Genomic DNA, 15,040 nt, shown 5'->3' on the forward strand with positions numbered 1-15,040 from the left:
ACTCCCTATCTAATCTTTGTATCACATGTTACCGTAAATTCTCCGGCTGCAATGGCTAATACCTTTTTCTCGATCTCCGCCTTCACCTCATCCGGGATTTTGGCCTCCAGTTCATGGTATGAAGCGATGCTCACCGCGCCTTCCTTCATGCCCAGATCATAGATTCCTCCTGCAAAGCTTCCGTCTGCCACCGTCTGAAAGGCTGCTTCGATCACTTGGGGGATATGGTATACGGAAGAAGAAAGAACAGTTTCCGGAGCCAGTCCATTCTGATCATAGGAATCTCCGGTTGCATAAACCTTTGCTTCCTTAGCCGCATTGATGGCTCCTGTACCGGATTCGTTGGCACAATGGCCGATGACATCGGCTCCATTGTCAATCATAGCCTGGGCAGCTTCTTTTCCCAGAGCCGTATCCGTAAAAGAACCGGTCCATGCAGTCTGGACTTCAATGTCAGGTTTTACGGACTTTGCACCATCCTCAAAGCCATTCATGATTTTAACAAGGGAAGCGCCCTGAATGGGGCCTACAAAACCAATCTTATTGCTTTTTGACATCCCTGCTGCAAGCATTCCCATGATGTAACCGCCTTCTTCGCATTTGGTGACATAGGAAGCCACATTGTCAGCGGAAACTTCTCCCTCAGTTACAATGAATTTTGTATCCGGATACTGTTCTGCCACTTCAACAGCAGGATCACCGAACTCATAGCCGTGGCCGATCACTACGTCAAAGCCATTGGCGGCATAATCGGCAAATGCGGCTTCAATGTCATCAGGAGTCAGATTTTCCGTATAGGCAGTCTCACAGCCATAATCGGATTCCAGAAGCTTTAAACCATCATAAGCGGACTGGCACCAGCCCATGTCATTGGCCGCACCGGAAAGGCAAAGTGCTACTTTGAAAGTTTTAGAGGTCTCAGATGTTTTAGAAGTCTCAGGTGTTTCAGATGTTTCAGCGGTTTTAGGGGTTTCAGCGGTTTTAGGGGTCTCCGTTTTTGTCTCTGTGTTTTTACTGCATCCGGCTAAGGATGCGGCCGCCATGGAAGCAGTAAGAACCAGGGCTGCCAGTTTTTTTAAGTTTTTCATAATGATACTCCTCTCTTGTTGTCGATTACGCCGTTGTTAAGGATTCAATATCCGGATCTGGGTATGGGTAATGTAATTGGAGCTTTGGTTTTCCACAAACTGATCCAGAATGTTAAAATTAATGGTAAGGTCTTCAAATTCCAGATCCGGTCTTGCGTTCCGGATCCTCTCTATGGTAGCAGGAACCGTTTCATAAGAGCCCAGGTGATAGCCGCACAAAAAATCGCCGGCAGGAATTTTACGGATCTGATCCTTTCTTATGGTCTCCGGCAGCGGTTCGCCAGAGGGATATAAATAAGCTCCGAAATATTTCCCTTCTCCCTGATAAAAGGCAATGGTAGGATAAAAATAGAAGGAATTCTGCCGATAGATCATTTCTTCTTCTCCAATGGCAAGATAGGCCCTGTCCTCAAAATGGCGGATGGTGATCTCATCGGTGCGGATATTTTCCATCTCTTCTTCAATAAAACGAAGCTTTCTCTGAATGGCCTCATCAATGGAAATCAGCTCCATCCATTGCCTGTGAAGCTCCTCTGATCGCTGCTTTAAGGAATCCAGAGCAGAACCGGCATGCTGTGTTCTCCGCTGCCTGGTGATTTCCTCCAGGGAGTATCCAAGCTTTCGCATGTAGCAAATGGTTGCCAGTTCATAAATCTGGTCAAACTCATATTTTCTCCTGCCGTTTTTTAAGTCCCGCATCCTTGGCTTAAATATGTCTATGCTGTCATAATAATACAGGGTCTGTATATTCAGCCCGAAAAGTGATCCCATCTCTCCAATGGATAAAAATTCCTTCAAACCGTTTTCCTCAACTTTCTATGATCGGGCGGCTTATAAAAACAGACGGAATGCCTCGCTTGGCTTTCGTATCACTCTGGTGCAGACTGCCTCTCCCTCAGAAGCCAGCCGTTTCTCGTCCACTCCGGTGATCACGCCATCCTTATAAACCACGTTTCCATTAATCATAGTGAGCCATACGTTTCCTGTCAAGCCAACCCTTGCAAGGAGATTTTTAGGATCATGGATTGCACCTGCAAGCTCCAGGGCTTCTGCATCTATCATAAACAGATCGGCTGCCTTTTCCGGTTCCAGAGAACCCAGATCCGGTCTTCCCAGAGTCTTTGCCCCATTTACGGTAGCGATCTTTAACATATCATAGGCAGATGGACAGCCGCCTCTTTCCTTTGCATGATAAGTCTGCATTAGATAAGCCGAGCGAAGGGCATCAAGAAGATTGGAGCTGTCATTGGTCGCGGATCCGTCACAGCCAAGGCTTATAAGCACTCCGGCCTCCTCCATGGCCTTGATATCAAGAATCGGGAAGCCGCCCAGCACAGCCGGCGCAGGACAATGGGAGATCCCGGTTCCTGTTTCGGCAAGCAGCCTGTATTCTTCCGGCAGCACTTCCCAGTTATGGGCATACCAGACGTCTTCTCCGATAAAGCCAATGTCCCTGCACCATTCCAGAGTGCGCTTTCCATAGCGGGCCCTGATCCCTTCCGTCTCCCCTTCTCCTAAATGGGTGTGCATCCGCACGCCCATGCTTCTGGCTGCGGCAACGGTTTCAATAAATGTATCCGGCCTGCAGTTGATCGGCTGGCAGGGCGCCATGACGATCTGCTGCATGGAATAAGGACCTGGATCATGGTAGAGACGGATAAGCCTTTCGCAATCTTTTAAAAATTCATCTGTGGTCTCCAGCATATTATCTGGAATCGAGCTTCCCTCACTCCTTGGAAGGGTGTTGCTGCCCCTCCCTGCATGATAACGGATTCCCATAAGATTTGCTGCTTCCATCTGCCGGTCCACCGGATCCTTGCCGGTTTTCTTCGTATAACAGTACTGGTGGTCAAAGGCGCAGGTGCAGCCGTGTTTGATTAAATCGGCAAAAGCCGTAAGAGTGGAATAATAAATGACATCATTATCAACGATCTGAAAAATCCGGTAGATCTTATCGATCCAGTCCATGACCGTCAGATTCGGATAATCAATGGTGATCAGATTCCTTACAAAGGTTTGAAAGAAGTGATGATGGGTGTTGATTAGTCCCGGGTATACAAATTTCCCTGATCCGTCAATGACCTGTGCCCCTTCTCCCTTTATCCCAGGGCCTATTGACACAATCTTAGGCCCTTCAATGAGGATATCGGTGTCTTTGTACACATGGTCATTTTCATCGCAGGTTATAATTGCTTTGGCATTCTTAATCAATAATTTTGAAGCCATGTTATCCCTCCATTTTCAGTACGGCACCATGCCGTCATTTAAAATCGAGGTCATTATATATCCTATAGTGACTATAGGTTCAAGCTTGAAGCGCTCATTCATTCATTAAAAAAATTTATAATCATTTCGTGATTTTCTTATAAGCGTACATTCCATTCTTAAACGCCGCCAAAAGCCCCGCCCGATTCTTTTAAATCCAGTTCTCCAAACAGGCTGTCAACCACTGCCCTGTAATCTGCAAGGTGCTGGGATTTTCTGATCTTTTTCCCATGTTTTTCGCTGCCGTCGAACATCTGGATCATATATGCCCACAGTTCCTTCATCTTGAACAGGACATTGCGGTCCCCTGATATGATTTCTTCATATCCTTTCAGGATCTCGTCATGAAAGACTTTAAGCTGACCCTTTTCCATTTTCTCCCCGTTTTTCATTTCCCCTGCAAGACCGGGATTTGCCACCATCCCCCTTCCAAGCATGATATGGTCTATGGAAGGAAAGGCTATGGTAAATTCCTTATAATCTTCGGCCGAAAACAAGTTTCCGTTGTAGCACAGAGGGTTTTTGCTTATAGAGACTGCCTCCTTCATCACCTCCCAATTAGGTTCATTCTTATAGAGGTCCTTCTGGACCCTGGGATGGATGATCAGCTCCTCTATCGGATATTTGTTATAAATTTCCATAAGCCTTCCAAATTCCTCCGGGCTGTCCTTTCCGATCCTGGTCTTTACGGAAATTTTCATATCCAAGGCGGAAAAAACCTGATCAAAAAAGATTTGAAGCAGCTCCGGTTCTCCAAGAAAGCCGGACCCCCGGCCCTTAGTGACCACTGTGGGAGAAGGGCAGCCCAGATTTAAATTCACCTCTTCATATCCGAATTGTTTCAGTTCTTTTGCCGCCCATATAAAATCTTCCCCCTTATTGGTGAGAATCTGAGGAATCACATGCAATCCCACGTTATGCTCCGGCAGAAAGTCATTCTTTTCCCTGGAGGTAAATTTCCGGTTCTGGGTGGGCACAATAAAAGGAGTAACATAGATATCTACCTGATCAAAAAACTTATGGTGAGCGTTCCGGTAAACGTAGCCGGTGATCCCCTCCATGGGGGCAAAATAATACTTCATGTTTCAGTCTCCATTTTCTGTTATTTCTATATCGGTACATTTTACCACAATAGGCGACAAATTCATAGAAGGCCATTTACAGAATCTGCCAAAGAGTGTTATAATATAAGGCAAAACGCCATAATTCTGGAGGATCGATCATGACACACTTAAAGAACTTACTGCCTGCAGCCGCCAAGGCCCTTTTACTTGCCGTTCTTATCTCTACCACCTCCTCTTCCGTCTCATGGGCAGAAGAAGAAACCGGGCCGGCCTTTGCACCTCCGGTAACCAAGACAATGACACCTGAAATAGGACCGGGCATGCGAAGCAACAGCTCCAACTTTATCGTGGTCCTGGATCCGGGCCACGGCAAGACAGGCGGGCATTATTCCGGCTGCAACTTTGTATATAATGGAGTCACCTATTATGAAGATCAGATCACCATGAAGATCGCTTCCTATACAAAGCAGTATCTGGAACAGTTTTCCAATTATACGGTTTATTTAACCAAGGACAGCGCGGAAGTCACCGTTCCTCTGGATCAGCGGGCCGCCTTTGCCGCCTCTGTGCAGGCAGATCTTTTCGTAAGCCAGCATGTAGACTCGGCTTTGGGAAACGGTACGGTGAAAAATGCTTTTGGAGTAAGCTCCATGGCCCCCAGAACCGGCCGCTTTAACAACGAACTGGCCCTCCAGTCCCAGGAAGCCGCAAGTACCATCCTAAAGCAGTTAAATAATCTGGGACTTAACAACCGGGGACTGATTCTCCGGGATTCGGAAAACGGAACCTTATTCCCCGACGGAAGCCAGGCCGATTACTATGCGATTCCCCGTTACTCACAGATGTATGGAATCAGAGGCTTTATCATTGAGCATGGATTTTTAAACCATACCAGCGACTTGACCCTGTTTCTGTCAACAGAGGAACAGTATAAGGCACTGGGGGAGGCGGATGCAAAAGGAATTATGGAATATCTGCAAAAAGCAGGTAAATCTACATTTGTCCAGGCAGCCCAGACCACTCAGACTGCCCAGAATACCAACAGCCAGAATGACGGTACTGTCGCTCCACCCTCTGTCTCCGAAAGCAAGGGGCCTGGTGTAAGCTAAGCGCTTACAGTCAATGACCTGATAATGAAAGAAAAATGCCAATGTCAGCAAGAACTTCTTGCCCCTCATTCATGAGGGCAGGGAGTTCTTTTTGGTTGGAAAATCTGTTCCTGCAAAAATATCAAGTCCAAAAGAAATAATAAAATTATAATATTACCATAATAATCCATTAGAAATCGAATATCATCATTATTAGAGATCCACTGAAACCAAATAATCACAGATATAAGGAGCGCTGTTAAGAAAGTGTTAAAAAATAACAATCAAATCCAGATTTCTTCGTAATTATTGGTAAAAACTCGCCTTTTTTTAGTAAATTCATTCATTTATTTGTTGAAAATATATATTAATTGGTACTATAATGAAATCATCAAAATATAAAACTGGAGGTATGAAGTAATGGATGCAATTTATTTTGTATCAATGGGGTCATTGTTGGGGATTATCTTTGCCTGGGTCATGTTCCTTCGTGTAAAAAAACAACCAGAGGGTACCTCAGAAATGGTCCGGATCTCTGAAGCTGTAAGAAAAGGGGCAAATGCCTACTTGAGACGTCAGTATTCAGGGGTTGCCATATTTTTCATTGCTGTTTTTTGTATTTTACTTATTATGGCATTTAACGGTTTCCTAAGCTTTTTTACCCCGTTTGCATTTTTAACGGGTGGTTTTTTCTCAGGTCTTTCCGGCTTCATAGGTATGCGCACCGCAACTATGGCTAACTGCAGAACTGCAGAAGGAGCTTCAAAAAGCTTGAATAAAGGACTCCAGGTGGCATTTTCAGCCGGTTCGGTTATGGGCTTTACGGTAGTCGGGCTTGGTCTTCTGGATCTTTCTATTTGGTATTTCATTTTAAACGCAGCGTTTCAGCATCTTCCGGTAGAACAACGTATTATGGAAATCACAGCGAATATGCTGACCTTTGGAATGGGCGCTTCCAGTATGGCCCTCTTTGCCAGGGTCGGCGGCGGTATCTTTACCAAGGCAGCAGATGTGGGGGCTGACCTTGTCGGTAAGGTAGAAGCCGGTATTCCAGAAGATGATCCGCGTAATCCGGCTGTTATAGCTGATAATGTAGGTGACAATGTAGGTGACGTAGCCGGAATGGGCGCTGATCTCTACGAATCCTATGTAGGTTCTATTGTATCAACAGCAGCTCTTGCTGTTGCCGCAGGATACGGAATCAAGGGCGTGTCCATACCGATGCTGCTGGCAGCACTGGGCGTTATCGCTTCCGTCATTGGTACCTTTTTTGTCAAGACAGAGGAAGGTGCCTCTCAGAAGAACCTTCTCAAAGCACTTAGAACCGGTACTTATATTAGTGCGGCAATTATTGTTATTGCAGCGTTTTTTATAATAAAGCTGATGCTTCCCGGTCATATGGGACTTTATGCCGCCGTTCTTTCAGGACTAATTGCAGGTGTTTTAATCGGAGCCATTACGGAATATTACACATCAGATACTTATAGCCCAACTAAAAAATTAGCAGAATCCAGTGAAACCGGAGCCGCAACAGTCATCATCAGCGGATTATCCCTTGGCATGCTTTCTACTGTCGCACCGGTCATAATCGTAAGTATTTCTGTCCTTGTAAGCTACTATTGTTCCGGAGGTGCCAGTGATTTTAACCTGGGACTTTATGGAATCGGTTTATCTGCTGTCGGTATGTTATCCACTTTGGGGATTACACTGGCTACGGATGCTTACGGACCGATCGCTGATAATGCCGGCGGCATTGCTGAGATGACACATATGGATGCTTCCGTAAGACAGAGAACAGACGCACTGGACTCCCTTGGCAATACCACAGCTGCAACAGGAAAAGGATTTGCCATCGGTTCTGCTGCCTTAACCGCTCTTGCCCTGATTGCTTCTTATGTTGATAAAATACATCAGATCCAACCGGATCTAAACCTGGATTTAACCATAACCAATCCAAAAGTACTTGTAGGATTGTTTATCGGCGGTGTATTACCGTTCTTATTCGCAGCTCTCACCATGGAGGCCGTAGGCAAAGCCGCACAATCCATCGTATTGGAAGTCCGCCGTCAATTTAAGACCATAGCCGGAATTATGGAAGGAAAAGCGGAACCGGATTATGCTTCCTGTGTTGACATGTGTACAAAATCGGCACAAAAGCTGATGATTGCACCGGCCATGATAGCCGTTGTCATTCCGATTGTCATTGGCTTATTATTAGGACCGGAAGGCGTATGTGCTCTTCTTGCCGGCAATACCGTTACAGGGTTTGTCCTTGCTGTCATGATGGCTAACTCCGGAGGTGCTTGGGATAATGCAAAGAAGTATATTGAACAGGGTGCACATGGCGGAAAGGGCAGCAGCCAGCATAAAGCTGCTGTTGTAGGCGATACGGTGGGTGATCCGTTTAAGGATACTTCCGGACCATCGATCAACATTCTCATAAAGCTTACTTCCATGGTTTCCATTGTATTTGCGTCACTTGTTCTGACCTTCCATTTATTATAATGGACACACACTGATCCGTAAAAAATAAAAAAACCTTCAAGCCCGGCAGATCATCTGCCGACAGCTTGAAGGTTTAATTTACGTCCAAATGTACGCAATCTTACTCTTCAACAAACATGTCCTTACCAACGCCGCAAACTGGGCATACCCAATCTTCGGGTAAATCTTCAAATGCAGTACCTGGCTCAATACCAGAGTCTGGATCACCGATTTCAGGATCGTACACATATCCGCATGGCTCACAAACATATTTTCCCATCCCTATCACCTCCTTTAACTTCACTGTGCTTTCTTTATAGCATATTATACCATTTTTATCAATAGATTTATTTCACATGTCCTATTTATTTATTTCTCCAAGCCTGTTATTTATAAGAAATCTTCTCTCATAGGTGTAAAAATATCTACCAATATTCCCTTTTCCAGGCAGACACATCCATGGACGATGCCATCCTGCTTTAAAAGAGTATCTCCTGCCTCTACGACCTTCTTTTCATCTCCAATGGTAAACTCAAACGTTCCGCTGGCAACATAGGTGATCTGGGTATGAGGGTGGCTGTGGAGGTTTCCTATCGCTCCCTTTTCAAACTGGTTTTCCACACACATCATTCCATCGCAGTATGCCAGAACCTTTCTGACGACGCCTTCGGAAGCCTGAACTCCTTCTATATCCTTATTAAATACCCACATCTGATTTTTCTCTGGCTTTTTCATCATGTCTTCTCCTTGCTCCTTTCTTTCTATAAGCCTAACTCCAATTTTTCCATACCTCCGGCCGGTAACCAACGGTAGCCAGCCTTCCGTTTCTGACAATGGGAGTTTTCAGTACCTTCTGGTTCTCTAAGACCTTTTCATCTTTATCCTCACCGGCAATGTATCTGATGAGCGCAAGGGCTTCCTGATCCTTACAAGCTTCATCAAGCATCGCGTCCAGTCCTCCTACCGCCTGCTTGACCCCATTGTACTCGCCTTTGCTCAGCCCCTTTTCTTTCATATCAATAAACTGATATTTAATTCCGCGTTCCTTAAAATAGCGTTCTGCCTTCTTGGTCTCAAAACATTTTCCGGTTCCAAAAATTTGTATGTTCACGGGCCTTGTCCACCTTTCTGGTACTTTCTTCCTGACAGGCCAATTATAACACAGGGAACCCCCGGTTTCAATAACCAGGGATTCCCCATTTTATAGTATTATTTTACATACCGCTGCAGTGTCTTTCTTACTGCTCCGGGACCTTCTAACATTTCATAAAGCATGGCTTCAATCTTTCCGGAAAGACCTGCTTTAACCAGATCAGTTCCAAAAAGAACGGGATTGGACAAGATCTCTTCAAGTCTCTCTTTTCCTTCAGGCGTTTCTCCCAGCCTGATTCCCTTTAACTGTTCTTTTAATTCTGAAAGCATGGGATCGCTGCTGATCTCCATGGCATTTCCCTCATCATCCACACCCAGGAGATAACGGAGCCAGCCGGCTATGGCCAGCGGAATTGCAGTTAAGGTCTGCACATCCAGATTTTCATCTGCCAGGTAAGCCTTTATGGTCTCTCCAAAACGGATGGGGATCTTCTGGCTGGTATCGGTTGCAATTCTCTGTGGGGCATCCGGTATAAATGGATTTGGCAGGCGGTATTCAATCACCTCTCTGATAAAATCCTCAGGGCTTAAGATTCCCGGATCTGTAACCACAGGAAGGCCTTCTTTGTAGCCGATCCGCTCTACAAGGGCTGTTAAGTCCTCATCTCTCATCTCTGCTGCAATGCTGTTATATCCTAACAGACAGCCGTATACCGCCAGCGCCGTGTGCAGAGGATTTAAGCAGGTGGTAACCTTCATACGCTCTGTCTTATTTACCGTATCCCGGTCCGTCATGTATACCCCGGCTTTATGAAGGGCCGGACGTCCGTTTGGAAAGCGGTCTTCCACCACTAAATACTGAGGAATCTCTGCATTGACAAATGGGGCAATGTATGTGTTTTTGCTGGTGATGATGGGCGCCATATCTTCGATCCCATCCTCCTCCAGATTTTTTTGCACCACTTCAGCCGGCCGCGGAGTGATCTTATCGATCATGGACCATGGGAAGGAAACCATGTTTTCATCCTGAACCCAGGAAAGGAAACTCTCGGAAGCATAACCCTTTTTCGTCCATGCTTCAGCGATGGATACGATGCTGTCCCTTAGTTTTTCTCCGTTATGGCTGCAATTGTCCATGCTGACCAGTGCCAAAGGAGTACCTCCTGCAAGATACCGTTTAAGAAGAAGGGCTGTCACCACGCTCATGGCATGGCTGGCTTTTTCCGGGCCTTCTTCCATATCCTTTTCCACAACAGGAAAAAGCTCTCCACGGAAATTGGCAAGGGCATATCCCTTTTCAGTGATGGTAAAGCTTACCATTTGAAGAGAAGGGTTCTCAAACGCCTGCACCAGATATCCGAAATCTGTTTCATTGCTCACATCAGCCTTTACGCCCCTGGCAACGCTTGCCACTACCTCCCGGTCCATGGTACCGTCCGGTTTTAAGCTGACCATCATGGTCATATTGTCAAAGGGGGTATATATTTTATCAATAATATCATAATCAAAGGTATCTGCCGCGATGATGCCGCTTTCCTCAAGACCTTCGTTTAGCAGGCGCTGCTGCAGAACTGCGATGAATCCCCGGAAAATATTCCCTGCTCCGAAATGGATCCATTTCGGTGACTTATCTGTGGTCGACCTCATTTTTTCCCAGTCAAATTCCGGCAGCTTTATGGAAGCCTTTTCCCAGGCTTCCCGGTTTGTTAAACAGGACCGATTCAGTTTCATAAATCCATGCCTCCTATTTTCTATTTTTATGGGTTTTATCAATGGCTTCCCAAAGACCTAACAGGTAATTTGCTCCAATGGCACGGTCATACAGACCATATCCCGGACGAGCCTGTTCTCCCCAGATCATGCGGCCATGATCCGGACGGATATATCCCTCAAAGCCAGATTCATACAAAGCCTCTACAATGGCAAACATATCTAAATCCCCGCAGGAAGAAAGATGAGCCGCTTCATCAAAATCCTTTTCTGAAATATGACGCACATTCCTGATGTGGGCAAAATGAATCCTCTTCCTGTTTCCAAACTCCCGCATCATGGCCGGAATGTCATTGCTTAAATCGCTTCCAAGACTGCCGGTACATAAGGTCAGTCCATTATAGGGATTGCTGTTTAGATCAAGAAATGTCCGGATATTTTCCGCATTGGTAATGACCTTTGGAAGTCCATAAAGAGGCCATGGCGGATCATCTGGATGAATTGCCATCTTAATGTCATACTTCTCCGCATAAGGAACTACCGCATCCAGGAAATATTTCATATTATTCCAATATTGCTCCCGTGTCATGGACTGATAAAACTCAATGTCCTGGGCCATGGCATAAAGCCGCTCCGGCTCCCAGCCCGGAAGGGAGTATCCTCTGGCTTTTCCCTCCATGGCCTTTGCCATCTTTTCCGGATTCATCTGTAAAACCTCATCATGGCGGTAAGCCATGACATAGCTTCCGTCTTCCGTCTGATAAGCAAGATCACTTCGTGCCCAGTCCATCACAGGCATAAAATTATAGCAGAGACATTTGACCCCAACAAGGCTTAAATGCTCCAGGGTCTTTACATAAGCATCAATATACTCATCCCTGGTAGAAAGGCCTTTCTTTATGTCTTCATGGATATTGACGCTTTCGATAACCTCCATCTCAAGGCCGGCCTCATTGATCTCCTTTTTCAGGGCTTTTAAGGTCTCCAGGGGCCAGACTTGTCCCACGGGTACCTTGGGCAGGCAGGTGGCCACACCGGAAACCCCCGGTGTCTGGCGGATCTGGTCAAGGGTCACGCTGTCATCCCCAAAGGGAAACCAACGCATAATCATTTTCATGTTTGAATACCTCCGTTTCCTTACTCCTTATTCTTTTCTAAATGCAATTGTTTGTGACTATTAAGTCCTGACTTAAGTATATATCTAGTATACTAGTAGTTCAATCAGCATATTTCATAAATATCTTCTTTTTTTTTGTTTATAATGTATAAAGTTGATCGTTCCAGGCGGCCTGACATCAGATCACAAAAAAGCGGTAATAAGAGATAGAGGCTTTCCTTCTCTTATTACCGCTAATATTATATTTTAAACCATAAAGCCAACATCACAGAAAATACTCCGGATATTCCTTTCGCAAAGCTTCTTCATCGATTTTATATCTGGATAAATGCTTTTCCATCAATCCTTTTGCCTTGCTTCCGTCCTTAGCAGCAATGGCTTCCACAATGGCCTGATGGTCGGAAATTGTCTTTAGATCCTTTACTGCAATCAGAGACATGCTGCGTATTCTGTCAAAATGAATGGTAATGCTGTCCATGAGCTGATAAACCTGGTCCTTGCCGGTTATGTGAAACAGCAGCCGGTGAAATTCATCATCCAGCTTAAGAAGCCGCTCCGGAGAACGATTTTCCAGATAAAACTCCTGAAGCTTCACATTCTCTTTAAGCTCCATGACCGCTTCTTCCCCGGCCGTTCTGCAGGCCAGTTCCACAACTGCGCATTCCAGGACATTGCGCATAAAAATCGCCTCTTCCACCAGCTTATAATCGATCAAAGTCACTGCGCTTCCCTTTTGAGGATAAATTTCCACGATTTTCACCTTTGACAGCTCAATCAGGGCTTCTCTCACCGGAGTCCGGGATAAATTCATTTCTGAGGACAATTCATTTTCGCTCAGCATACTCCCGGGAACCAGATCAAGATGTATGATATTATCCTTTAACATCCGGAGTGCATATTCCCTTCCTGTCTCCTTGGAATACCGTTCTGTCAGCCGCATACCATGACCTCTTTTCTCAAATTCTGTTCATACTTAGAATAAGCGAAAACAATCTCATTGTCAAGCACTAGTATACAAGTACGCTGTTACCAGAAACCTCCGGCCTCCGGACAATCCTAATATCTCATTGGAATGATTTCTAAATAATCCTTAACCGTTGCACCTGCCAGGAACATATCTATGATCTGCTTTCCTAATGGATTTAAATCATCGGTATAATATTTCATCAGCTCCTGCTTAAAGAAATCTGTCAGGATTTTTGCTCCGTCGTCGTATCCCTGAATGCCTACTTCCTGCTGGGTTTCCGGCCTTAAAAATGCTCTTCTGATGTACTGTCCGTCAATTTTTAAGGAATCAAGGCCAAAGCCGAGAAGAGGACAGCGGGCTTCCACGAGATGCTCCGGTTTAAACTTGGCGCTGCCTCGGCGGGCAATGTACTCTCTGGCAACCCACTGGGGCATAAAGCTCACCTCATACGCACCGATATGCTGGTTGGGGATCAGGACATACCGGGTATTGGTTGAATTTAAAATCTGGTCCAGCAAAAGGTTTGCCTGAGTCACCTTTTTACCGGTTGCAAAAGGCCAGTAGGATCCGACTCCTTCACTGGTCATTTCCAGGGTATCGATAATACTTGGATTATTGAATCCTCTTGGAGCCACAAGACGCCATAACCAGGCCAGTGCCGGAGGCAGTATGTGGAGAATACCAAGAATTCCGTATGTCGGGTTTTCCTTCGTACATGCCGGAGTACGCACGCCAAAGCTTCTCACGTCTACTTCCACAGGAGTATCAATGGCTTTGGGAACCAGTCTTCTTGGCAGAACAACACGGGGGTTGGGGCAGGGCTTTCCGTTTTGATCCAGGGTATGTTCCCAAACAAGACAGGTGGCACCAGGTACTGCCTGCATGTTTAAGAAGATAAGGGGTTCTTCCGGCTGGATCAGTATTTTCTCATATTGGGGAGAGGAACCATAACACTTGATATTATCAAGGCGCAAAAACCATGCGGATTCCGCATCCTTGACCACCAGCTTTTTGCTGTCATTCTGCATCTTGGGGTGGCATAATGCCATGTCATCTGTCACCGGTATCAGATCACAGGTTTCACTTAATACCAGATAGTTCTTTTCACCTGTAACCGTATTTCTTCCTAATATGGCTCTGCCATCCATTTCCTTGTGAATGTCTTCGATCATTTCACTTTTTCCGCCGCCGGAAGCACCTTCGTGCATGATGACGATCTCATTGTCATAAGGAGTGATCACTTTTACCGTTGATGCATGTGCCGTTACCCAGCCTTCTTCTTCTCCAATATTGAGAAGAACTCCATAGATGCCCTTTTTAGCGCTTGGGCCGGGATATAAATTATAGGAATAAACTTCATGAATTTCCTCCAGACGGTTATGAACCACGATCTGCTTACCGTCAAAATGGGTATGCCGAAACGGAGGAGCCAGAAATACAACCGCTCTTGGATTAAAGTCAGAAGAAATCTCGTCAATATTTAAAAATCCCTGCAGATCTGCAAGTCCGGCAGCGAAAAAACCGGCGTTTAAGGGGGCGATCAGGATTGAATCATAACCATACTCAAGTCCGCCTGACTTAAATGGGAAAAAAATCAGCTCCTGCTTTTTCAGCCAGTCAAAGGTTTCCGTTCTCAGGGTTTCAAAATCAGACGGATAAACCTCCTCGTATCTGGGTTTATCCGTTGGCTTATTATCCGCAATTAACAGACAGTCAGGATCACGTCTTCTCATGTAATCGTCCGTATAATTGACTACGACTCCGTTTTTACATTTCGTAGCAGTGGCTTCCAATACCTTGCCTTTTCCTTCTACTTCATATTCAATGTAAAACTCGGTATTTTCAGAATTTCCCATTGCCAGCGTCAGCAAATCTTCCCTGGTCTTTGGAATAACGACACCTTTTGACTCAGTCAATATATCCGTTACATAATCGGGTAAATTCATATCACGTAAACATTCCAGCATATTTTCCTCCGTTCCTGCGCAAGCCCTTATGCACATTTAAAGTTCGCGCCAAACGTGGGGCAGGCGCAAACCATGTAGTTATAATGATCTTCTTCAACCTTTGTTTCCCAATTTTATTAAGTATTACATAGTTTCTATTTTAATATTCCAGGCATGTGATTGTTCTGCTGTTTTTCCAAATGCCCTTTTCAAAATCAT

At 45.4% G+C, this 15,040-nt stretch carries 13 protein-coding genes; 2 read left to right on the forward strand and 11 right to left on the reverse strand.

Going from position 1 to position 15,040, the window contains the following annotated elements; genetic code table 11:
* Nucleotides 1-5: 5 nt before the first annotated feature.
* The 4 genes from RT269_RS17195 to RT269_RS17210 all read right to left on the reverse strand — a co-directional run bounded on the left by RT269_RS17195 (nucleotide 6) and on the right by RT269_RS17210 (nucleotide 4,435).
* Nucleotides 6-1,088, reverse strand: coding sequence for a BMP family protein (locus RT269_RS17195; RefSeq protein WP_313184391.1), 1,083 nt, complete (start codon nucleotides 1,086-1,088; stop codon nucleotides 6-8).
* 36 nt (nucleotides 1,089-1,124) lie between these two features.
* Nucleotides 1,125-1,886, reverse strand: coding sequence for a MerR family transcriptional regulator (locus RT269_RS17200; protein WP_313184393.1), 762 nt, complete (start codon nucleotides 1,884-1,886; stop codon nucleotides 1,125-1,127).
* Between the two features lie 33 nt (nucleotides 1,887-1,919).
* On the reverse strand, nucleotides 1,920-3,314 hold the full coding sequence (locus tag RT269_RS17205; RefSeq protein WP_313184395.1) for an amidohydrolase: 1,395 nt from the start codon (nucleotides 3,312-3,314) through the stop codon (nucleotides 1,920-1,922).
* A gap of 158 nt (nucleotides 3,315-3,472) precedes the next feature.
* A complete protein-coding gene (locus RT269_RS17210) occupies nucleotides 3,473-4,435 on the reverse strand; it encodes a tRNA dihydrouridine synthase (RefSeq protein WP_313184397.1) in 963 nt (320 codons plus the stop codon).
* A 140-nt stretch (nucleotides 4,436-4,575) separates the two neighbouring features.
* On the opposite strand from RT269_RS17210, the gene RT269_RS17215 reads away from it, so the two are divergent.
* Together RT269_RS17215 and RT269_RS17220 are read left to right on the forward strand one after the other, a co-directional pair.
* Complete coding sequence (locus RT269_RS17215) at nucleotides 4,576-5,526, forward strand: N-acetylmuramoyl-L-alanine amidase family protein (protein ID WP_313184399.1); 951 nt, start codon at nucleotides 4,576-4,578, stop codon at nucleotides 5,524-5,526.
* 399 nt (nucleotides 5,527-5,925) lie between these two features.
* Nucleotides 5,926-8,010, forward strand: a complete 2,085-nt coding sequence (locus RT269_RS17220; protein WP_313184401.1) for a sodium-translocating pyrophosphatase — start codon at nucleotides 5,926-5,928, stop codon at nucleotides 8,008-8,010.
* Nucleotides 8,011-8,110: 100 nt separating this feature from the next.
* On the opposite strand, the gene rd is transcribed toward RT269_RS17220, so the two are convergent.
* The 7 genes from rd to RT269_RS17255 form a co-directional block, all read right to left on the reverse strand.
* Nucleotides 8,111-8,269, reverse strand: coding sequence for a rubredoxin (gene rd / locus RT269_RS17225; protein ID WP_013272313.1), 159 nt, complete (start codon nucleotides 8,267-8,269; stop codon nucleotides 8,111-8,113).
* Nucleotides 8,270-8,379: 110 nt separating this feature from the next.
* Nucleotides 8,380-8,724, reverse strand: coding sequence for a cupin domain-containing protein (locus tag RT269_RS17230; RefSeq protein ID WP_313184439.1), 345 nt, complete (start codon nucleotides 8,722-8,724; stop codon nucleotides 8,380-8,382).
* A 34-nt stretch (nucleotides 8,725-8,758) separates the two neighbouring features.
* The gene (locus tag RT269_RS17235; RefSeq protein WP_313184403.1) at nucleotides 8,759-9,100 is read right to left on the reverse strand and encodes an arsenate reductase family protein; all 342 of its coding nucleotides are present in this window, start codon (nucleotides 9,098-9,100) and stop codon (nucleotides 8,759-8,761) included.
* A 98-nt stretch (nucleotides 9,101-9,198) separates the two neighbouring features.
* On the reverse strand, nucleotides 9,199-10,812 hold the full coding sequence (locus RT269_RS17240) for a mannitol dehydrogenase family protein (RefSeq protein WP_313184404.1): 1,614 nt from the start codon (nucleotides 10,810-10,812) through the stop codon (nucleotides 9,199-9,201).
* A gap of 13 nt (nucleotides 10,813-10,825) precedes the next feature.
* Nucleotides 10,826-11,908, reverse strand: a complete 1,083-nt coding sequence (uxuA, locus tag RT269_RS17245; RefSeq protein WP_313184406.1) for a mannonate dehydratase — start codon at nucleotides 11,906-11,908, stop codon at nucleotides 10,826-10,828.
* Nucleotides 11,909-12,173: 265 nt separating this feature from the next.
* Nucleotides 12,174-12,848, reverse strand: a complete 675-nt coding sequence (locus tag RT269_RS17250; RefSeq protein WP_313184408.1) for a GntR family transcriptional regulator — start codon at nucleotides 12,846-12,848, stop codon at nucleotides 12,174-12,176.
* Nucleotides 12,849-12,964: 116 nt separating this feature from the next.
* Complete coding sequence (locus RT269_RS17255) at nucleotides 12,965-14,842, reverse strand: DUF4914 family protein (RefSeq protein ID WP_313184410.1); 1,878 nt, start codon at nucleotides 14,840-14,842, stop codon at nucleotides 12,965-12,967.
* Nucleotides 14,843-15,040: the final 198 nt, after the last annotated feature.

Origin of the sequence: Lacrimispora sp. (assembly GCF_032078915.1) — a bacterium.
GTDB lineage: Bacteria > Bacillota > Clostridia > Lachnospirales > Lachnospiraceae > Lacrimispora.